20 protein-coding genes are annotated in these 20,396 nt (G+C 46.0%); 4 read left to right on the plus strand and 16 right to left on the minus strand.

Going from position 1 to position 20,396, the window contains the following annotated elements; genetic code table 11:
• Positions 1-200 precede the first annotated feature (200 nt).
• Positions 201-1,520 (minus strand): ATP-binding protein, encoded by a 1,320-nt coding sequence (locus ACO6UX_RS15440; protein WP_422449056.1) that lies wholly within the window; start codon positions 1,518-1,520, stop codon positions 201-203.
• Between the two features lie 312 nt (positions 1,521-1,832).
• Between ACO6UX_RS15440 and ACO6UX_RS15445 the strand changes: the two genes are divergently transcribed.
• On the plus strand, positions 1,833-2,849 hold the full coding sequence (locus ACO6UX_RS15445) for an ISAzo13 family transposase (RefSeq protein ID WP_422449058.1): 1,017 nt from the start codon (positions 1,833-1,835) through the stop codon (positions 2,847-2,849).
• 112 nt (positions 2,850-2,961) lie between these two features.
• Here the strand turns inward: ACO6UX_RS15445 and ACO6UX_RS15450 are convergent, their stop codons facing one another.
• From ACO6UX_RS15450 to ACO6UX_RS15495, 10 genes are all read right to left on the minus strand, one after another.
• The gene (locus tag ACO6UX_RS15450; protein WP_422449060.1) at positions 2,962-4,215 is read right to left on the minus strand and encodes an ATP-binding protein; all 1,254 of its coding nucleotides are present in this window, start codon (positions 4,213-4,215) and stop codon (positions 2,962-2,964) included.
• Positions 4,216-4,467: 252 nt separating this feature from the next.
• Positions 4,468-5,709 (minus strand): type II toxin-antitoxin system HipA family toxin, encoded by a 1,242-nt coding sequence (locus ACO6UX_RS15455; protein WP_422449062.1) that lies wholly within the window; start codon positions 5,707-5,709, stop codon positions 4,468-4,470.
• Between the two features lie 16 nt (positions 5,710-5,725).
• A complete protein-coding gene (locus ACO6UX_RS15460; RefSeq protein WP_422449064.1) occupies positions 5,726-6,055 on the minus strand; it encodes a helix-turn-helix domain-containing protein in 330 nt (109 codons plus the stop codon).
• A gap of 82 nt (positions 6,056-6,137) precedes the next feature.
• On the minus strand, positions 6,138-6,587 hold the full coding sequence (locus tag ACO6UX_RS15465) for a hypothetical protein (protein ID WP_422449066.1): 450 nt from the start codon (positions 6,585-6,587) through the stop codon (positions 6,138-6,140).
• Between the two features lie 50 nt (positions 6,588-6,637).
• Positions 6,638-8,833 carry an ATP-dependent helicase gene (locus ACO6UX_RS15470; RefSeq protein ID WP_422449566.1) on the minus strand — a complete coding sequence of 732 codons (2,196 nt, stop codon included), beginning with the start codon at positions 8,831-8,833 and terminating at the stop codon, positions 6,638-6,640.
• Positions 8,834-8,842: 9 nt separating this feature from the next.
• Entirely contained in the window at positions 8,843-10,078 is a 1,236-nt protein-coding gene (locus tag ACO6UX_RS15475; protein ID WP_422449567.1) for a helicase-related protein, read from the minus strand.
• The gene (locus tag ACO6UX_RS15480) at positions 10,042-11,169 is read right to left on the minus strand and encodes a DEAD/DEAH box helicase (RefSeq protein ID WP_422449068.1); all 1,128 of its coding nucleotides are present in this window, start codon (positions 11,167-11,169) and stop codon (positions 10,042-10,044) included. The genes ACO6UX_RS15475 and ACO6UX_RS15480 overlap by 37 nt, the downstream gene beginning before the upstream one ends.
• Positions 11,166-11,360 carry a hypothetical protein gene (locus tag ACO6UX_RS15485; RefSeq protein ID WP_422449070.1) on the minus strand — a complete coding sequence of 65 codons (195 nt, stop codon included), beginning with the start codon at positions 11,358-11,360 and terminating at the stop codon, positions 11,166-11,168. The genes ACO6UX_RS15480 and ACO6UX_RS15485 overlap by 4 nt, the downstream gene beginning before the upstream one ends.
• 18 nt (positions 11,361-11,378) lie before the next feature.
• On the minus strand, positions 11,379-11,639 hold the full coding sequence (locus ACO6UX_RS15490) for a hypothetical protein (RefSeq protein ID WP_422449072.1): 261 nt from the start codon (positions 11,637-11,639) through the stop codon (positions 11,379-11,381).
• Between the two features lie 240 nt (positions 11,640-11,879).
• The gene (locus tag ACO6UX_RS15495; RefSeq protein ID WP_422449074.1) at positions 11,880-13,616 is read right to left on the minus strand and encodes a GIY-YIG nuclease family protein; all 1,737 of its coding nucleotides are present in this window, start codon (positions 13,614-13,616) and stop codon (positions 11,880-11,882) included.
• Between the two features lie 202 nt (positions 13,617-13,818).
• Here ACO6UX_RS15495 and ACO6UX_RS15500 point away from each other — a divergent pair, with 202 nt between their 5' ends.
• The 3 genes from ACO6UX_RS15500 to ACO6UX_RS15510 all read left to right on the plus strand — a co-directional run bounded on the left by ACO6UX_RS15500 (position 13,819) and on the right by ACO6UX_RS15510 (position 16,192).
• Positions 13,819-14,040, plus strand: a complete 222-nt coding sequence (locus ACO6UX_RS15500; protein ID WP_422449076.1) for a helix-turn-helix domain-containing protein — start codon at positions 13,819-13,821, stop codon at positions 14,038-14,040.
• A gap of 455 nt (positions 14,041-14,495) precedes the next feature.
• On the plus strand, positions 14,496-14,807 hold the full coding sequence (locus ACO6UX_RS15505) for a plasmid mobilization protein (RefSeq protein WP_422449078.1): 312 nt from the start codon (positions 14,496-14,498) through the stop codon (positions 14,805-14,807).
• On the plus strand, positions 14,804-16,192 hold the full coding sequence (locus ACO6UX_RS15510; RefSeq protein WP_422449080.1) for a relaxase/mobilization nuclease domain-containing protein: 1,389 nt from the start codon (positions 14,804-14,806) through the stop codon (positions 16,190-16,192). The genes ACO6UX_RS15505 and ACO6UX_RS15510 overlap by 4 nt, the downstream gene beginning before the upstream one ends.
• 150 nt (positions 16,193-16,342) lie before the next feature.
• Here ACO6UX_RS15510 and ACO6UX_RS15515 read toward each other — a convergent pair whose 3' ends face one another.
• From ACO6UX_RS15515 to ACO6UX_RS15535, 5 genes are all read right to left on the minus strand, one after another.
• Positions 16,343-17,878 (minus strand): VWA domain-containing protein, encoded by a 1,536-nt coding sequence (locus ACO6UX_RS15515; RefSeq protein WP_422449082.1) that lies wholly within the window; start codon positions 17,876-17,878, stop codon positions 16,343-16,345.
• Positions 17,879-17,885: 7 nt separating this feature from the next.
• On the minus strand, positions 17,886-19,406 hold the full coding sequence (locus ACO6UX_RS15520; protein WP_422449084.1) for an AAA family ATPase: 1,521 nt from the start codon (positions 19,404-19,406) through the stop codon (positions 17,886-17,888).
• 88 nt (positions 19,407-19,494) lie between these two features.
• Positions 19,495-19,638, minus strand: a complete 144-nt coding sequence (locus ACO6UX_RS15525) for a hypothetical protein (RefSeq protein ID WP_422449086.1) — start codon at positions 19,636-19,638, stop codon at positions 19,495-19,497.
• A gap of 46 nt (positions 19,639-19,684) precedes the next feature.
• The gene (locus ACO6UX_RS15530; RefSeq protein WP_422449088.1) at positions 19,685-19,963 is read right to left on the minus strand and encodes a hypothetical protein; all 279 of its coding nucleotides are present in this window, start codon (positions 19,961-19,963) and stop codon (positions 19,685-19,687) included.
• 67 nt (positions 19,964-20,030) lie between these two features.
• A complete protein-coding gene (locus ACO6UX_RS15535; protein ID WP_422449090.1) occupies positions 20,031-20,387 on the minus strand; it encodes a hypothetical protein in 357 nt (118 codons plus the stop codon).
• Positions 20,388-20,396 lie beyond the last annotated feature (9 nt).

The following is a 20,396-nucleotide window of genomic DNA, read 5'->3' on the forward strand; positions in this document are numbered from 1 at the left end:
AGGAACCTGTTCCAGTCACTCTAGATGACGATTCAGAAAACTCCAGATTTTTTCATGATATGAAAGCCAAAGGTGTACCCGATCATGAAGGGCGATACTCAGGACAGAAAACCGAGACTGGCAGGAAGATTTGCATCCGCAAAGGATCATACGTACTTTTTATCTTCCATCCTCAAAAGTGAACCCCATGGATCAATTTTCTACAAAGTCTTTAACCTGCCTGCATAATATAAAGGCCAGGCTATGTTCTGCCCGGGCTGCTCAGTCCCTCCTGCTGAGCCAATTAATTTGACCGTTCGAGCAGGTTTGTAACGTTCTATATAAGTCTTCAGGCTCTTTGCCCGTGTGCGCTTGCCAGATTTCACTTCCACCGGGATGATCTCGCCATTATTGGTTTTGAAAAGAAACTCAATCTCAGCTTGCCTGAAGTCCCAGGAATAGGTCGGATAACAGCCGGCGGCTATTAACTCATTCTGAACAAAATTCTCAGCCAGATAACCTTTATACTCATAACTTTGCTGAAGATGCTCCTGATAACTGATATCCAGCATATGTCCTAATACCCCAATATCGAACAGAAACAGTTTAAATAAATTGTCTTTCCGATAGGCAGATAAGGGCGATTGCGGTTTGCAGTCAATAGGGTAACAGCGCGACACCAATTTGGTTTTCTCCAACCATTCAATAGGGCCGCTTAAATCCAGATAACTGCGTTTACGTTCGATCACACCGCTAAACCGATAACGTTTAACCGATGCATCCATGTTTTTGGATAGTTGCAACGGCACATTACGAAAGACCCTTTCTATATGCTGTGCATTGACCTTGCCGCCATATTTACCAAAGTCACGAAGATAGCCGGATAATAGACTCCGGTGGATGTTTTGTATCCGGCTGCATCGCTCATTAATGCCACTGAACTTTCCCCCGTCAGCAAACCAGGTTTCTACTGCTTCAGGCATGCCGCCGACAAAATAATAATCCAGCAGCAAATCCCACAGTTTATTGTGAGAGGCCTGAATCTGGAGTCCTCGCCTGAAGGCTTCCAGAATTTTCTCGTTTCCCGATGCCATGACAAACTCTTCAAAAGACATAGGGAACAGCTCCAGAGCTTCTACCTTACCAACCGGAAACGAGTTCAGCAGACCAACATTTGAGCCAGACGCGCAGAGGTAAAGATCCGGGCGTTGCTCAGCAAAGAACTTCAACGAACTTAACGCTGCAGGACACTCGCCAATTTCATCAAAAAACAGAAGGTCATGTTTGGCGTTAATATCAACACCCAGTTCCAGCTCAATATTCAGAAGTATGTCTTGCGGATTCAGATTGGCTCCAAACAGCCCTGCCAGGCTGGGGTTAGCCAGAAAGTCCAGCTTAAGAACCCGACGGAAGTGGTCTTTGCCAAAACACTCCTCGATCAGATAAGACTTACCCACCTGGCGGGCACCATCCAGAAGCAGAGGTTTGCGCTTTGGCTGATTCTTCCAGTTCAATAGCTGGGTAATAAGTAATCTGTCCATGGGTATCGAGAGTCATCCAAAGCGGTTACTTTGTGTTTATTATAGAAGAATAATCGACTTTTCATACTTTTTCATACATTAAAATACAATATCATGTATTTTTTAATAGATAAAAAGCTAATTCTTACTGAAAATTCAGATGTAATTTGCAGTAATCAAGGATCAGGATGGCGAACTCTTAGTTGATTGTTTAGCCCAGACAGTCGTCGCAAGATCGGATCAAGACTTGGCAGATAGCTCGCCAATTTAGTAATTGTCCTGAAATAATTTCTACATTTCGCCTATAGCAAAGAGTCATAAATATATTCTTTGATGATCTTTTCTATGCGAGTGGTCATGGGTAATTATTCAGAAGTAGTTGAAACTCAGATGGTAGATTTTTTCTGCTCACTCAATGAGAGAGATCGCCGAAGGTACGCTGCTATTGAAGCAGTAAAGTTAGGTCATGAGGGTATCGAGTACATATCTCGATTACTGGGCTGTCATCGGGAAACTGTTGCTCACGGAATAACTGAACTTAATTCCAAAAAGCAGCTCACTACGAATCGGATTCGTAAAAAAGGGGGGGGAAGAAGAAGACTAACGGTGGTATGTCCCTGTTTGGTTGAGAACGTGCTCCGTATTCTACACGATCACACCGCAGGTGATCCTATGCGGCAGGAAGTCCGATGGACAAATCTATCCCGCCGAAATATTTCCCGACAACTTGAGAAGACAGACACTCTGGCAAGTAAGAATATCGTCTCCAAGGTGCTTTATGAACAAGGTTTCCGTCGTCGTAAGCCTCAGAAAAAGAGAACGATGGGGCAGAATAAAGATCGCGACGCACAATTCAGAAATCTTAAAAGATTGAAGCAGGAATATTTGGATGCAGGCAAGCCAGTACTTAGCATGGATACCAAGAAGAAGGAGACATTGGGTAATTTCTATCGCGAAGGGGTGACGGATGCTATTGAGCCAACGATTGTCAATGATCACGATTTCCCCAGTCAGGGCAATGGCAAAGTTATACCACATGGGATATACGACTTGGGCAAAAACAAGTCAGTGGTTCATTTAAATACCAGTAAATACACGTCTGAATTTTCTTGTGAGTGCATTGCTCTCTGGTGGCTTGAGCATGGACAGAAAGACTATCCAAATGAAGATGAGATATTAATTATGTGCGATGGTGGCGGTAGTAAAGATAGGCTAGAAGCCAGTAACATCAAGGGGTTTCGGACTTTAAAGGAAGGTGGCGAAAAGGCTTCTGGTCGGCGTGAGAGGATTCGAACCTCCGACCCTTTCGTCCCGAACGAAACGAGCATTCCAGTAAAATCAATTGGTTAAGTGGTTATTTTTGTTCTCACCAGGTTCTGTAATCCATTGATTTCTTTATTCTGCGAAATGATTTTGTTCTCACTGTTTTTTGCACGACATACAGCTTATATTCAAATTATATTCAAAACATGCACCCTACCGGCAAAGCCACCAGTTTATCCGAAAAGGGCAGCACCTTATCACCATTGTAAACAATTACCCCCCGCTGAATACTGCCCGTTGCAATTAGCATTTCCAGAGTCGCGAACATCTCTTTTTTGATCGTCATGCCTGCCTTGACCTCAATGCCTGTGGCCTGGCCATTATGCCCTGACAAAATAAAGTCCACTTCCCGCTGACTCTTGTCACGATAGTGGAAAAGCTGGTAGTCCTGATCACTGATGGCGATAGACTTCAGCAGTTCGGAGCAGACCCAAGTTTCCATCAACGATCCCATAAGATTTCTGTCAGCTTTAATAGCCGCTTCATTTATACCTCTCAGGGAACACAGCAGCCCAGTGTCCACAAAATGAACCTTTGCCTGCTTAATTGCCCGTTTGAGCTCATTCCGATGCCACCCGGGAATTCGCTTGACCAGGTAAAGGTTTTCAAGAGCTGCAACGTATTTTTGAACAGACTTGCTATCCATCTTTATCGCTTTACCAAGACTTGCATAGTTCAATGCCTCAGAAGAGATAGAAGACAGTGATTTAAGTAGCTGCGCCATTTCATCCAGCTTTTGCAACTGAAAAACTTCTCTGATATCCCGCCGGATAATTGCATCGGCATACGATCTGAACCAGCGTGTCCTGCGATTGGCAGAACGCTGTATTGCTTCCGGATAACCACCACACGCTATGGCCGAAATCACCTGATCAAGCTCCAGCAGCGCCCCGTGCTGCGGAGTAAAATCCACAGACAGTAGCTGCCGGATAATATCATGCTCTCCCTGCGCGCCAGCAGGCCTCTGCATCAACTCACTCTGACTGAAGGGGTACAGAGTAATAAATTCTGCCCGACCAGCCAGTGAGTCAGCCAACGTCGGCAGCGTCATCAGATCGGCGGAGCCGGTCAGGATAAAAGCCCCGGGTTGACGATCTTCGTCGACCAGCAGTTTGATCGTACGAATCAATTCCGGAGCCCGCTGTATTTCATCAATAATGACCGGGCGCGGCTGATTACGCAGCAAACCAATAGGGTCATTGCGGGCAACCGTCAGGATATTTTCATCATCCAGGGTCAGATAACTTCCGGAGCCCTCAGGCTTGAGCGTCTCCAGCAGATGCCGCGCAAGGGTCGTTTTGCCAGATTGCCGGGGGCCGGTGATAATAGCTACCGGCGTATCCTTCAGGCATTCCCGCAAATTAGGCTCAATGGCTCTTGGTATGTAGTCCATAGCAATCCAGTCATGACTAATATGGATTTTAGTTTAGACTAATATGGATCATAAAATCGACCATTATGGATTTATAGTCGGACTAAAATGGATTTTACTGACGACTTATCTGGAATTATCAAGCTTTGCAAGGCTCGATTAACTCGATTAAAACGCTGATCGAAGTGAACTTCTGACTGGAAATCCAGCAATACAGAGAAGCATAAAATAAAACTATAAGTTCTTTATTAAAACAAAAATGAAAATATAGTTTCAAAATAGTATTAATTCCAGTAGCTGCTGTTCCTGACGATTAATGCCAATTTCATTCGCGTATTGTTGCCAGTTGTCGGTCACACTACGCAGCTCTGTCAATATCTCTTTGGACTGTGTCGCTGACAATTGAAAATAAGGGGCTACTTCCAGCGCCAGATCCAGACTCAACTCATTGGAATAGTCATCAATATTGAGATGCAGACCCGTTGCACCCTGAATCACATTAATATCGTAAGCCGGTGACAACAACCAGCCTGAACTCGCATTGTCCGCCAGTATAAACCCATGATTACGAAGGTGGTCATCACTGTTGGAAACCAGAATATTAAACGCCAGCCGCCGCCAGAGCTGAGCAAGATCAGCCTGTGTGTTTGCCCCTTGCTCAATAAGAAACTGTGCCAGCTCCAGATAGCTTGCTCCATCATCACCATCATAGTAACCCAGCTGAGTCATCGCTGATGAAAAGTGACGCCGCACCTGCCCATAACGATCAAAGCGCTGGGTAAGAAAAGTATGGTGTGAGCTATTAAAACGCTCGATTTTACAGGGTGCCATGTTAATACCGGCATCTGTTGCCATGCGATAAACCAGATACTCCCAGGCACCCACATCATAACCATCATAATGGCTTGGAAATTTCGCCAGCCAAAGCTCATCGCCATCGCTTACACAGGCTTTGGGGCGTGCGCCACCTAACGACGACCCAGAAGAAATCAGCATAAACAGCCACTTAAGATAATCCGGGTTATCCAAATCCTGGTTCAGCTCAATCTGACTAACCGCATACTCAAGTTCCCGCAGACTTGAAAATGGTGGGGCAGCCAACCGTTCATTACTATCAAGAAAAGGACCACTGTCGGACAATTTAAACCGCAGCGCCCCCATACGACAGATATCATGCACACCCAGCAGGTAATCCGATTCATTGAGCCGCTGAACACGCCGCCCTTCCTGCCTGGCCAGAACCGCTTCACGCCTTTGCATCAGTAAACGCCCCCAGCGGTCCGGACACGAATCCAGAAAGACCCGAAAATTTCGCACATCATTATTGAACTGATCACCGGAGAACAGCTTCAGTTGGGGATCTATCTGTACCGCAAACGGTGAACTTAACCAGCTTTCGGCATAAGCAAACCGGTAAACTTCTGCACCCCGAACCAGATCAACCTCTAATATGCCTACCAGTTCGGGCTGTTCCATCGAATGCCAATGGGCGTAAACCCAAACAGACTTGCTCATAACTGGCACCTTCCCTTTAAAAGGAATCTGAATTACGTTCGTTATTTTTGCGCCGGGATGTTAGCAGCTCAATATCCTGTAACTTACGGCCAAACTCATCATCCAATGCCACTTTTGCTAAATCTTCAGCCAACCCTAATGCTGATAGCACTACCAGATAGTGGCCAATGGAAACACCGGGTTCACCTCGGGTGATATTACGAAGGGTCGGCATAGACAGACCTGTACGCTCAGACAATCGGGTTTGGGTGATCTTCCGGCGTTTCATCGCCAGGGCAATATTCTCGCCCAGTGTTTTCAACAGCCGCAGATCCTTGGGAAAAACAACAGCAGAGCGAGAAGACATGAAACTAAACCTTCATATAAGCCAATTAAATGGAATTATAGTTTCAATTTTATAGAAATCCATTAAACAAGAAAGAATCCTTTTAATAACCGCCCCGGTTTTCACTGCTCAATACCAACTCCACAACCGGCACCTCCCATTGCGAGCATTTATGCATGCCCCGGAAAGCTTCCTCAGAATCCTCCAGACGCCTTCGAACCATGGCAATCACACTCCCCTGTAAAGAGGAACCATTGCCCTGATCAAGCTGATGCACAAGGGATGAATTATTCCGGATCATGGTTTTGGACAGCGCTGCCACGGCCTGACCATCGGCCAACAACAGGATGGCGTCCTTATCCCTTTTCAGGGTTACTGTAAAACCCGCATTCAACCCGGCAAGTACCCCATGAATGGGGTGTGCTTCCGGCATTGAGCCAGCGTAACTCAAATAGAGGTCAGCCAACCCCATCAGATAGAATTGCTGCTGTGGGTAATCACCAGAGGGTTCCACTGCACGAGTCAGACACCCATCACCCAGTTCGCTTTTCAAAAGAGCTACAATGGATTGTTCACATCCTGGCGCTGGCAGATCACCAACTGCTACATTGACCGGGTCATGCCCACGTAAAAAAGCCGACGTTCTTCTTCTATGATATCAACAGGGATAATGGCTGTTCCTGACTCTCTGGAATGATAAGACAACCATCCACCATCCAGCATAACCACCACCGGGAATTCCATGCCCTTGGCACCATGCACCGTACCCAGATGGACACCATTTCCCAGTCTCTGTTCCCGCCGTGTTTCCCGAAGGTAGTCCACCATATGAGCCACCAGCGCACTGACCGGTAATTCTGCCCCGCCGGTTTCCTCCTCCCAGCTATCCAGCAGTGCCATGACTTTCTGCTGCCAGGGTGCCGGAGGCAGTGACAGTTCTTCCAGCCAGCGTCGTATACCATGGCAATCCGCCACACTGTCACGGTGCTCATTCAGGCAGCGAAGCGTTTCGTCAAATTCACGAATCCGGAAAAGTGGTAGATTCTGACCACTCTCCAGCGGCAGGCTGACAGGAAACCCCGCCTGTTCCAGGGCACTACGAATATGGGTCAGCTCTTTTTTGGCAATACCGTGACGGGCCAGTATTGCACATTGACTCCACTCCAGGTCAGGCATCCGTTCTTTCAGACGCTGCAACTCCTGAACCACCGCCAGGGTCTGCTGGCGAATACCGGCACAGGCGAGTATCTGCACCCGCCCCCTGGCTACAGGGTCCAGGCTGTCGAGACTGCCGCCCTCCGGCAAGTGTTGCCGTGCATCATTAATACGGATCTCCTGATGGGTTTTCATACGATTTTTATTATGGCCAATTACGCCATTGGCAGCGCTGATAATATGACCGGAAGATCGATAGTTCTGCACCAGGTAATGTCGTTGCGCCTGATAATCCTGTTCAAACTGTCGTATGTATTCGACGCTGGCCTGACGAAAACCATAAATACTCTGATCATCATCACCCACGGCCATTATGCTCAATTTCTGCTCACCCTGTTCCAGGGTGAGCCCGGCAATGGCCGAGATCATCTCATACTGCTGAACATCAATATCCTGATATTCATCCGCCAGAATATGTTCAAAACCTGCCAGCAGGCGCTCCCGGGCCTGATCCCCCATAATGCCCGGCATCAGGGTTTCACCTTTCAGCAATGCTGTTGCCCCAGGAATCAGCTCATCAAAATTAAAGACATTATTCTGCGGTTTGCCGGCAGACGGACTGCGATTTCCGCCAACATCCGGGACCTGAAAGCTGGTTCCGGTCAGACGCATAGCCAGGCCATTAAAGGTCTGCACCGTCACTTCCCGGGCTTCTCGAGCCAGTAATTGATAAAGCCGCCTTCGCAACGTCACTGCGGCACTGTGGTTATAACAAAGCACCAAGATACTGTAGGGCCGAACCCGCTGAACCCTCATCAGATAAGCACAACGATGCACGACAACCCTTGTCTTTCCGGAACCAGGCCCCGCCAGCACCAGCATATTCTGCCCCACCGGAGCCTGAACAATCGCCTGTTGCTGCGGATTCCCCAGTGATTCAACAATGTCTTTCAGAGACTGCTCGCTGGTGGCCAGCTCCAGCAACTTTTTGCGGTCCTTAAAGTAGCGGTTCAGAAAGCTGGCATTATCCTGCTGAAAATAGTCCTGAACCAGACGCAGCGCCGAAGCCATTTTCTCCAACCCCAGCTTCACATACTCATTCATCACATGAACCTGGGAAATTCGGGCCTTGTAATGGCGGAACAGTGGATCGTAATCCCCTTTGTTATAGCGTCGGCTACGGGCTTCATTGTTCATCTTCAGCGTCATGGCCTGGCGGAAAACAGCCAGCCCCTGCTGAAGAATAATGGCACCCTGCTCATGCAGAAATAGCAAACCCCGCTCCAACGCCGCCAGCTCTTTGCCTTCACGAATATCCAGCGTCATATCCTGTTTGACACTGTCCATCAGCGATTCCAGGGAAAACTCAACCAGCACCTCACTCCGGGAAGACTGTTCAGAGTCTTTAATCGCCCGGATCAGTGCTGTCAGGATATGCTGGGACAAGGCGTGTCGTTTTTCCATGGTTGCCAGAATGTTGGCCCAGCTACGGCAGAGCCTGAGACTGTAATGGTCTTTATAGATATACCTGAATTCTACGCTGCCTATTGACGACGCCAGCCCTTTGCCATCTTCGGCCAGGCTTTTCAGCAGATTTCTCAACAGGTCAGGATTGGCATAATCCAGCCCCTGGTCCACCAGCACCTGATTCAATTAGCGCAAATCCAATGGAAAGGGTTCTTTTTCATGGTCATCGGGATGTGCTTCCCGGAGGCTATCCAGCATGGCCTTTTCTAACCGGCACAATTTCTGGTAGACATCCCGGGCATTATTTCGCCCCTTGGGCCGGAGAAAAGCGGTCATCAATAACCCGTTGGAGACCAGCCCCACATCCGCCATCTGACTGAGGATGGCCATAATATCGGTGGTATTCAGCGGGGTAGCTTTATCCTGCGCTTTCAGATGACGACCAATATCCTCCGCCAGCCGGTCCGCACTCACCCCCTCATCCGGATCAGCATTAATCAGGGCCGAGAGTACCATTAGCCACTTTTTCCGGTTAGTGTCGGACAGCTGTAAGGTATCCAGTTTTTCTTCTGCCTCTTCCAGGGTGTTGAACAGGGGTTTGCCCTGAAATACCAGGTTGGAATTTTCATTTCTTTCCAGGTAACCACCACGCTCCAGCCAGGCAATGGCCGTTTTTACCTTGGTATCTGCTGATCGGTCATCCAGGTCAAAAGAAGTATCCACGGCATCGGAACGTAATAGCTCACCGGACGTAATCACAATATCCTTCCCCGGTCGTTTTTCCAGTCGCCTCAATCCACGCAAAATCTGTTGAATATCATTCAGATGGACTTCAGACAGAGCCCCCAACTTGAACTGGGTTTCAATATCCTGATGGTCAAACAGCAATATACACTCGGCAGGTTGCTCATCACGACCGGCACGCCCCGCCTCTTGCAGATAGTTTTCCAAGGATCCGGGAATATCCGCATGAATCACCAGCCGCACATTATCTTTATCCACCCCCATGCCAAAGGCGTTGGTGGCACAGATAATGTCGATCCCCCCAAGGATAAAACCTTCCAGAATCGCTTTTTTGGCGGGAACGTCCAAGCCACCATGAAAATGACTAACGGTCAGCGACCTTTGCATTTCTTCAAAGTACTGATTAAGTGCCTTCGACAGAAACTGTGCCAGCTCCTCGGTATTCTTGCGGGTGGCACAATAAACAACACAACAGCCATTCTCCGGCAGGCGCTCCATAATCAGTTCCGACACCCGGCCATATTTAGCCGCATGGGTAACCAGGTGCACTTCATAAGCAAGGTTGGAACGCTCAACGCCCCCCTGAAACAGGGTCAGGGACTGCCCCAGATGGCTGGAAAAATGGTCACGGATATCGTCTATCACATCGTGTTTCGCGGTTGCGGTATAGCAGGCCACCGGAGGCAGTGGCTGTTTACTGTTAAGCGACTGCTCCCGAATAAATCGGCCGGCATAAAGATAATCCGGCCGGAAGTCATGCCCCACTTTGACAGGCAATGGGCTTCATCAAATACCCAGCAGCCAATTTCCCGCTGGCTAAGGGTATTAATCACCGACTTATTCCGCAGCTGTTCCGGCGACAGATAGAGCAGGCCAATATCGCCAAGGCGCACCTGTTCCAGAATAGCCCCGCGCTCTGGAGGCGTTAACATGCCGTAAATAGCAGCCACGGCCATGGAGCCGGTTTTCTTTTTCAGGTTCTCCACCTGGTCTTTCATCAATGCCTGCAATGGTGAAATAATCACCGTCAGCAAACCACGGCGGTAATAACGCACCAGGCCGGGAATCTGAAAGCAAATGGATTTACCTCCGCCAGTGGGCAAAATGCCCAGCAATGGCTGGTCATTCATGCCCTCAAGCACAATATCCCGCTGCAGCGGTTGCCCTTCTTTGGTCTTGCGGTAATCCGGATAATTAAAGTAGCGCTGGAGCTGCCGCACCGGGTCATGATTTTCTGCACAGTAACTGCACGACTCATCGCCACAGTGCTGGCCCCGAAGCTGCTTGAGGAGATTGGGTATCTCCGGAAAACGATGACGGACCCAGCCCGGTATCACCGAATTGCCTCCGGATACTTTCAACCAGGCGACACAATAGGGTAACAGCACTCGCATCCGGGTTTCGGGCAAGTGCCGTATGGCCACACGACGGATCTGCTTTGGGCAGACCAGACCTTCGCATAACCGCACCAGTGCCTGTAACACTTCCGGGCCAGTGGTAAACGGCCGATCAATTAATGTCTGGAAAATTGCAGCCAGCCCCTCGAATGATGTCTCGATTACCTCCGGCTGTTCATCACCGGGTTGCCCATAAGGCTCATTCTCTGGATGGCCTGTGGCAAAACAGAAATGATAGAGCCGGATCAGGTCAGGCTCGTTCTGTGCAGTCTCCGAAAAACTCTGATATTGCTCGACAAAGATGGACAGTGCCAGCTGGGCATCCGCCACCGGATCATTAATGGCATCTTTGACCAATTTATAATCTTTCACCAAGTGGTGATAAGGATTACGGGGGAAAGCCAGGGAGACAGGAATAAGGTATCAATCACCGGTTTGGACAATAGCTGCAAACCGGGCTGAAGGGATTGCAGCACCGGCAAATCATGACCGATCAGATTATGGCCGCTGACAAAACGGCAAGGCTGACAAAAGGTATCCAGCCCCTGCAAGGCAGCAATCACCTCTTTTCCCTTGCCTCCCTAGTACTCAAACTGCTGTATCCGATCACTGATGACCGGAGTTTCAGGGTGACCGGTAACCGGATTATGATAAGCCCCGATATGGCGGATAGCCCCCTGGCCTGTGGTTTCCAGATCAAGGGCAATAATCTCCGCAAGCAAAGCCTGTAATTCTGGACTGTTAAACACAGCGACTTCTTTTTGATGGCGCTCTTTATTATTGATGTCATTATCGAAGTCAGGCGTTGAAGAGCCGGAGGTATCAGACTGGCTGCTGGTCATAATGTATCGTCCGTAAGATACAAAGTATTCTAATTCGACAGCCTGTCCAAAAGAAACAGGACAGAATGATCAGCCCTTTCTCGGTGTAACAACGCATTCTGAAAAATCCGGGGATACAAGCAAAGTCATGTCATGACTTTGCTACTGACTCAGTGTGGTGTGCACTCGCACTGAGTTGAGTGATTGCGGAATAAGACAATGCCTATGCAGAACCAGACAATCCCCAGCAGAGTTTATAGTTTATAAATTGACTTTAAATCCCAATGCCTCCAACAACTCTTCATTTTTAGGGAGGGGATTACGATCTAACAGGCTTCTTAGCTCCCTGCGAGCCCTGGACACACCGTATTTTGGTAATCTCATGGATTCATATTGCAATGAACAGACATCGTTTGTAATTCGATTTTGCCCACCTTCCAAAACATCTTTATTTGGTAGAACTACACGAAGATTTTTTGACCTGTCATTTGCTGGAGCTGACAGGCATTCAATCAATTCTGCCTCTGACATACCTTCCAAGAGTCTTTTTTGGCGCAAAGATCGATATCGAGTGGTTACCGTCGATTTTTTAAGTCCCGTGAGATTCGCAAACTCTGCTAAAGAAACATAGCCTCCAATAGCCGAGTCTGGATGTGGTATTTCATAATATTTTGGCGAGTTTTCAGGAGACTTTTCCCATTTCAAGTCACGATATGGTTCGCCACTAATTATGGATCTGTGCAATCGTGATTTGAGGCTGGCTTGTCTGATGCCATTTTCCTCAGCCGCTTCTCTGATCTGGTTATATTTTTTACCGTTATAGATAAAGAAATCTGGCCGACGCCCTTTTTTTCCATAAAATTTATCGATATTCAATGCTTCATAGATTGATGAACCAGACTCGAGCCTTTTTCGGACTTTGCCAGATGTTATTTCCAGCTGAGGGTAATTGAGCTGAAACCAGATAATCATTTGAGACAAGCTATCGAAATACCATTTTCCATTTCCTACAGACATGCTAAATGGCAATCCATTACCCGAGTTACCTAATGACCCGCCGTCTTTAATGTTGTAACCATTTGGCTTCATGCATTCAGGATGATTCTTAATACACTCTTTCTCTAATATCCTAGCGTCATCATTACTCATAACCCTGTGTTTTTTCAGAGTCTTGATAGAGAAAATACTCCTTGGATCTTTATCAAGCTCGACTATTTCTCTAAGTCTTTCTGCCAGGCTGCCCTCAGTATACCCTTTTACTTTTGACTCAACGATGTGCCAGGAAAACCTTTCTGCAAACGAGCGCCGGGTGATACCTACATAAACCTTACCTGTCTCTTTATCTGTGAGCATATAGACTCCCCAAGCAACGTCGGCAGTTATTTCACCGGTTTCCGCTCGGAATACCGCATCCTTGAGTGATTCTGGGTTTGGTATGTAGTCTGGCTTATGGGAGGCGGGGACTTTTGTGATTTTAACTCCTGTCACACGCTCTAACACTTTAATAAAGTCTGTAATTTCATTTGTTTCAGAGTCTATCAACCCATCACTACTGACTTTAATTTGTTCAAGTGCTCGATCAAAGTTCTGTGGTGTTTTTAGTTTCTTTGCCAAGTTCGGAAACGCTTTCTCAGCCCTGGTTCTTACCTCCATTGAGTTTAACGAGCTACCGTCAGGCATTAACCACTTTTTACGTTTGTTTTTAGGGTTATCCCTCTGCTGAATGATGTGTTTCGCAAGCCCATATAGAAGCTTTGTTCTTTCGTCTTGACTGGAAAAACTGTAATAGCTAAGCCGACGTAATTGCCCTCCTTTTCTTATTAGTTTTAGTAACTTCTGATAACAGGCTCTGCCAGTGATTATATTATCAGAGTCGAAATACTCCCGTAGTTTAGCAACAGCCTCTAAGTGGGATTTTTTAACACTAAGCCCTTGAATAAAATCTTGAGCGCCTTTATCCAGCCTGCGCATTCTTTTTCGTGAACTCTTCCCTGGCATATATCCTCCTGATGATTCAGGTTCAATAAATATTTGCTCGCACTCAAATATGAGGCTTATAAGTCAGATCTATCAAGTTAACAACTTAATTTGAATTTTCTACTCATATATGTTTAATTTAGTTTAATTAAGATTACTGTCAATATCAGCAGATATACAGTTATGATTAAAATTAATCACACTCGTTAGCCAGGGAACACTGATGATTCGAATCCTTTTTCGACAATTTCTTGACGATAAAGCTTTCCGGGAAAAACGAAAAATCACTCTTGCCCAGGTAGCTGATGAAGCTGGAATTGGTCGGGCCACTATCACTCGAGTAGCAAACTCACCAGGTTACAACGTAACGCTTGATGTCATTGACGGATTATGCTCATATTTTGACTGCACTCCTGGAGAGTTACTGCAGAAAGTTGATGAATAGGGTCTCCTTTTCATCTCCAGATTCATGGTTCCAATGATTCCGATCCTGTAATGACACGCTTTGGGATCTGTTAAATCCTGGGGATGCAAGCAAGGGCAAAGTAATGTCATGACATTACTTTGCGACTGACTCAGTGTGCACTCGCACTGAGTGAGTGCGGCGTCGTTCCACTCCGCCACAGGAAAAGCAAGAAATCATAACAATCCAGCGCAGAGAGCAGTCTGCCAGATAGAACAGGCCATTGTCGGATACGACAATCCCCGTGCGGAATAAAGCAAAGCCTGTGCCGAATGCGACAATCCTCTCCAGTGGTTATAGTTTTAGCTCATATCTGAAAAGTTAAAAAATCATCAATCATCTTGCCGCAAATTACATACCCATAGCGAACAAAATATCTATTAACGTTTTCCCGCCTTAAATCACTGTATCCTACACGCATCAATAAGGATGCCATTATGGAGAACAACAAAACAACCCAGATTCAAATCAGAGTCAGCGTGCAAGAAAAATCTGAAATCAAGGCAAAAGCAAAGTCGCTGAACTTAAACGTGTCAGAATACATCCTGTCACAGCATCATAATAAAGACCTGCCACCGCCCCCATCAGAAATTGAACGACAGCAACTCACAGAGATAGCTAAAGTCGGGAACATGATTAATGAACTTTTATCTATCGTTCGATCAGGAACCATCCCGGACTCGTTTGAAATCCAGCTCGTTATTGAAGCCATAAGTTGTTTTATAAAGTATCATGAGCAGAAAAAATGATCGCTGATGCCAAGCTAAACGGCAGTGTGGCTAAAGGCATCATAGTCGCTCACTATATGCTGAATCCTGATGCAAAAATTGATGATGCCGATGTCAAAAATATGCAAAAGGGAGGCGGTAATGAACGAATACTGCATATAGAGAGAGATCATGCCCAGCCGGTTCTGATAAACGGATCTCCCAAAGCATCAGCGCAGTCATTCATCAGCCAGGTCACGAACTGGAACAAAAGAAACCGCCCCGGAAAGAAAATGCCAAAATCCCATTGGGAGCATCGTGTGGTCAGCTTTCATCCAGACGACAGCAAAAAACTGAATGCACAAACGGCATGTAGAATAGCCAGAGAGTCCCTAAACATTGTAACTTCTGGAGAGCGACCAACGCTCTATGTTGTCCATGGAGACACCGAACACCTCCATGTTCACATGCTCTATGCAACCGTTGATGAGACAGGAAAAATTCACAATCCCCACCAGGACTACCGCATCTGGGAGCAGGCAATGCAGAGTCTGGAGATCAAATACGATCTTTATAGAGTAGAAAAACGGACAGCCTGTGCATACCATGACCCATCACGAGCACCTGACGGTACTAACCCGGCAAAATGCGAATTCAGGATGATCCAGCGAACTGAAGGGCCATCCTGTAAACAGCAATTGCGACAGCTTCTGGATCAAGCCATTGATGATAGCAAGTCAGCTCATCCTGCAGAAAAATTTGCTCGATTTATCACTTCTCTGCAGTCTCAAAATATTGGTATCACAGCAAACCTTCAAACCACAGGCCGCGTAGTCGGGCTCCGACTGCATTATGGGATTTTTTCGAAAGGCGGCATTAAAGCCTCAGCTCTCGGCAAAAACTATAGCTGGAGTAAATTAGCCCTGGCTGTTGACTTTGATAAAAATACCAACTTCAACACCCACTTACTCAAAGTGTCTGATCATCGAGCCAGGGAGTGGATCAATCATGAAGATGGGGGTAAAGAATATGCTTCTCAGATCATCGACAATACTCAAAGCCCAACCAGAAAAATTTCCACTCAAACAACCAAAGCAACTACTGCATCCAGCAGTGCTCTTATGGTCACTCCAGAATTTCCAGTTAATTATCCTGAATACCTGAAAGAGTTCATCAGAGCAATCATCAGAGCTGCAAACGCTGAAATGAGAAGCCAGCAACAGAAAAATAACCAGCTCAGTCACTCCGTCGACATTATTGTAAAACTACTGGAGTCGCTTCAGAAGCGAGCGATCAAAAATCATCTGAAGCACAATAAACACAGAGCAACACCCACCCGGGCAGGTATGCCGGAAACATCCCGGCACGCTGATTACGAGTCATCAGCTGCCTCTTCAGGACTTCATAATTTTGACAGATCCAGCTGAGGGAGGGTTTGCCTGTTGCTGTGAGGTGTAAGCCTGCGAGCCCGATTTCTTGAATATTTCAGTCACGTGCATGGCTTTAGTTGTATGGTTATCGCTCCGGGCATAATGCCCCGAGCGACTCCCAGCAACATGTTCACAGACAATGATTATCTACAATCCCCCCGTGCCCAGAATCCCGTTACCAAACCCAATCAGTTCCTTAATACTGGAACTAGCGGGATTATAGATCCACTCCCTGTCAAAATGCGTTTTTAGTCTGTTGGACATAAACTCGTTGCCTATGCACAGGGAATAAAAACGGTTACCACTTTCTCTCTGGTGCTCCACTGCTTCCAGCATCTCATCAGGAAGTGATGCCATTACAAAATCAGAGATAATCAACATATCAGCATTTTGATAGTCATCTTTCAGCATAATGCCCAAACCATGCTGAATAGCGGGAGCTACATCGGTTCCTCCGTAAAATGATTTCTGTAGAAAGGAAAGCAGCTTCTTCAAGGTATAGCCTTCGGATAAATCCAGTGTTTCTATCCCTGTAGAAAAATTAATGAGATAACAGTTTCGGTTCTGCTGCTTTGCCATAGTCGTCAGATAGAGCGTTACAGCCTTGGCTATGGTTTCCGGATGACCATGCATGGAGCCACTGGTATCAACACAAATAACAACGGGTCCCATTTTATCTTCTTCGGAAACCTGCTGCTCCTGTTCAACCTCTGTGTCTTTAATATCAGCCTGAAATCCCTCCATTTCGAAGCACATCAAACGGGACTCCACATATTTAAGGTCGAACAGAATAGCGGTCTCAGGATCTGATAAAAGAGCCAGCTCTGAAGGTAAAGCATGCTCAATATCTTTGCCCAGTTTTATTCCGATAATCTCTTCTCTCGAACTGACATCAGGAATGAAAACTGGTAAAGACACCACTGTTTTCGCCATCTCAATCTTTTCAGAGCGACTTATTTGCCTGAGTTTACCGAGCAAGTCACAAAGATCTTTTACACCTTGGTCACCCGATAAATATTCAGCCCATTTCTTGAGTTGCTCTATATCAGATAATGATAATTTACCTTCAGAAAAATCCAGAAAATAACCGGGTTCTAATCCGAGTTTCTCTATGTATTTAACGATATCCTTGAGTCTTTCCAACCACTCTTCGAGTTGCTGCAAATATTTTACCCGATACCTGGACACCGTCTCTAATTCCCATTCAGCCCTTTTCTGGCTTAATCGCTTACGCCATTCATGCTGCAATAACCGCCTCAGAGTACACAAATCAGACCGAACATCTGGCTCGCTCTGTTTCTCCCTTTGCAGCATACAAGTATGCTGCGATTCTTCTTGTTCCTTCAGGGCTTCATCAGGCTCACACCTGGTATGTGCAATCTTTCTCTCCCAAAAAGAAATATCTCTGGGCATCTTTGCCGAGCAAAGAAAAGAAGAAAAATGCTTGAGGTCATCCTCAATATGAATCACATCAGCCTTTCCTGAGCTCAGTTCATATTCCGCCTGTGAACATAGCCTCTCGTCCTCAGAAAATGGAAAACCACCCTGTACTTCTGTTTTCAGGCTCTCTTCCCAGCTTTTTAGCTGGGAGGATACCGTCGTGTTGATCTCAGGATGAATTTTAAGAAAAGCAGCACTATCATCACTGAACTCATCTTGCAAACGCAATAAAATCTTCTTCATGACGACCTCATTTACAGAGCGAAATCAATCGCTCACAATCCGCAAACCTGAGGTTTAGATCTTCAATCTGTTTCTGAATCCCATCTACCGAAATAGCCTGAATTTCTTTGGATAAAAATGGGGTATGCAATGCTGATTCATGGGTAGCTTTTTTATCTTTAACCTGATTCAATGCTTCCGAGATAGATTTCTTTAAGTCATTAGCTGCGTCATGCAATGAAGATATAAGACGTTCATTTACATCTTCCTTTTTATCGCCCTTATGGAATTGTATTTTAGGAACAAACTCTTTCACTTGATAATATCGATCATAATCAACTGAACAGCTCCCTTGTTTATCAAAACAGCAAGTCAAATCAGCAATTTCATTACCATTACTATCAACAGGGTTAAACTCATCAGTTGACTTCATCTTACTGAACTCTATATAAAATTGTAACTTCTTATCAGAGTGACCGTAATGGCGACCGGTTGCAGTTCTCTGCACCTTAAAATAATCACGTCCATTCATTTTTGTCGTCTTATAGACATCCCGACTATAAAACAACTCATTATTTATCTCCTGATCAAGCCGCTCCTTTTCTTCATCTATTTCTACCAGATTTACAGATGTAACATAGCCGCATTCCCTGACAGCATTTTCGACAATATTAATAACAGCTTGACGATTATCTTCTGTTGTCCACAAACAATGACGAAGTAATAATGCATCAGAGTGATTGGTTTCCTTTCGACCGCAGAACATTGCAGCAGCTTTCATTAACAGAGCAGCTTTTTTCCAGCGGCGGTCTGATACATAGACATTCATCTCCTCACTTTTTTCAGCAAGAGCTATCCAGATCAAAGAAATAATCGTGAGCGTTTCTTGAGACAACGAGACCTCATGGAGCCCTCTCAAATTATCCTCCCAGTTTTTACTGCTTATTTTTAAAGCATCAGGAATAGTTATTTCTGCCTGGACAGAATTGCTTTGCAGCAAGGTTTCAAATTTCTCGCGATTCTGCATAGGGGGAACCATCATACGAATGATGAAACGGTCATACAGTGCCTCAAGCCCCTGCCCCTCTGCAGGTGTTTCGTTAGAGGCTGCAACAAGAGCCTTCAGAGGCGCTTTCTTAATTTCTTCACCATTACGAAAAATACGTTCATTGGTTAAGGTCAGTAGCGTATTCAATACAGCAGTGCTGGATTTCCATATTTCATCCAGAAATGCAAAGTCTGCGCTGGGTAAGTATCCATCCGTTTTGCGAGTGTATTTATCTTGCTTCAGTGCTTTAATCGAAACCGGACCAAACACTTCGTCTGGTGTACTAAAGCGATTCATTAAACACTCAAAATAGCGGGCATCTTTAAATGCACAGGCTATACGTCGTGATATTAAACTCTTGGCCGTTCCCGGGGGACCATAAAGAAAGGTGTTTTGACCCGAGAGAGCGCCCAGCAGAGCCACAGCAACAATTTCTTCACGCTCATGGAGCCCACGGCCAAGTTCCTGAACCAGCTTCTCGATTTTTTCTTTCAACTGCATTGGTAAATCCATTATTTCTTGTTTATTTACTATCCTGCCGAATCATTACTGATCCGACAGGAACTCTTAAGCCAAGTGAAAGTGACGGCTATTTTTTCTTCTGATTGGGGTTTTTCTGTTTCCCCCGGTTCCCCTGATTCTGGTCATATTGCAGGTTTGTGCCTGATTGCCCTTTATTAGGGTTTTGCATATTTGCTGCATTGTCAGCAGGTTTTATTTTGGAATTACTCATCGTTTTCTCCACAGATATTTAGATTGATGACTGGCTAGAAAAATAACTAGCACCTTCGTTCAAAGGCTTTCTCGTAGCACTGCCTGTTAAGCAGCTGTAGCTCTCTGCCACCAGCACCCGTCTTGAGTATTAATCTGTGGTTGCGGCCCACGCGAAACCTTACCAGCGACTTATTACATCGAATTTTTTTCCCGCCAAGAAGTTGAAATGGCGTACCTGAAGACAGCTCATTAGCAATTTCTTGGACTTTCTTCTGATATACGGACGGAAGGTTCGACCATATGTTCGCTGCAGAAGTGCATGATAGCGGTGTAGCGTTGCTCATTTCGGGGTACCTTTTCTGGATTGATACCCCTATACGCAGAGAAAATGATTTTTTTTCGCTTTTTATTTCAGCCCGGTAAAAAAACGATGGTTGCTACAGACTCAGACTGCTGAATCACTGTATCTCTGTCATCGCTCAACCTTTCCGAAACATGACAGAAAGTCAACACAACGGCTCCTTCAGCTTTCTCAAGACTCCAAGTGTCTTTAGAAGAAATCCATCCCTTACCATTGCTGTACTCAAAGTAAATATCAATATCCGAATCACACTTAAAAGCAATGCTTTGTGGAGCAGTGACTGCCATTATGCGCTGCTCTCCCCATGGCAACTCAGATAATATTAAAAGATCATCATCCTTCTTCTTCGATGCACTACTCATTACAGCCGCAAAGGGAGAGCCTACCTGGAAAGATGTATCGGGCACGCAGGACAA

Origin of the sequence: Endozoicomonas sp. ALB091 (assembly GCF_049310265.1) — a bacterium.
GTDB lineage: Bacteria > Pseudomonadota > Gammaproteobacteria > Pseudomonadales > Endozoicomonadaceae > Endozoicomonas.

Excerpts from the sequence above, each read along its gene's own strand:
- ACO6UX_RS15495 (WP_422449074.1), bottom strand. The coding sequence starts at position 13,616 with ATGCCAGGGAAGAGTTCACGAAAAAGAATGCGCAGGCTGGATAAAGGC.
- ACO6UX_RS15530 (WP_422449088.1), bottom strand. The coding sequence starts at position 19,963 with ATGAGCAACGCTACACCGCTATCATGCACTTCTGCAGCGAACATATGG.
- ACO6UX_RS15460 (WP_422449064.1), bottom strand. The coding sequence starts at position 6,055 with ATGTCTTCTCGCTCTGCTGTTGTTTTTCCCAAGGATCTGCGGCTGTTG.
- ACO6UX_RS15515 (WP_422449082.1), bottom strand. The coding sequence starts at position 17,878 with ATGAAGAAGATTTTATTGCGTTTGCAAGATGAGTTCAGTGATGATAGT.
- ACO6UX_RS15450 (WP_422449060.1), bottom strand. The coding sequence starts at position 4,215 with ATGGACTACATACCAAGAGCCATTGAGCCTAATTTGCGGGAATGCCTG.
- ACO6UX_RS15440 (WP_422449056.1), bottom strand. The coding sequence starts at position 1,520 with ATGGACAGATTACTTATTACCCAGCTATTGAACTGGAAGAATCAGCCA.
- ACO6UX_RS15455 (WP_422449062.1), bottom strand. The coding sequence starts at position 5,709 with ATGAGCAAGTCTGTTTGGGTTTACGCCCATTGGCATTCGATGGAACAG.
- ACO6UX_RS15500 (WP_422449076.1), top strand. The coding sequence starts at position 13,819 with ATGATTCGAATCCTTTTTCGACAATTTCTTGACGATAAAGCTTTCCGG.
- ACO6UX_RS15505 (WP_422449078.1), top strand. The coding sequence starts at position 14,496 with ATGGAGAACAACAAAACAACCCAGATTCAAATCAGAGTCAGCGTGCAA.
- ACO6UX_RS15445 (WP_422449058.1), top strand. The coding sequence starts at position 1,833 with ATGATCTTTTCTATGCGAGTGGTCATGGGTAATTATTCAGAAGTAGTT.
- ACO6UX_RS15490 (WP_422449072.1), bottom strand. The coding sequence starts at position 11,639 with ATGACCAGCAGCCAGTCTGATACCTCCGGCTCTTCAACGCCTGACTTC.
- ACO6UX_RS15520 (WP_422449084.1), bottom strand. The coding sequence starts at position 19,406 with ATGCAGTTGAAAGAAAAAATCGAGAAGCTGGTTCAGGAACTTGGCCGT.
- ACO6UX_RS15525 (WP_422449086.1), bottom strand. The coding sequence starts at position 19,638 with ATGAGTAATTCCAAAATAAAACCTGCTGACAATGCAGCAAATATGCAA.
- ACO6UX_RS15510 (WP_422449080.1), top strand. The coding sequence starts at position 14,804 with ATGATCGCTGATGCCAAGCTAAACGGCAGTGTGGCTAAAGGCATCATA.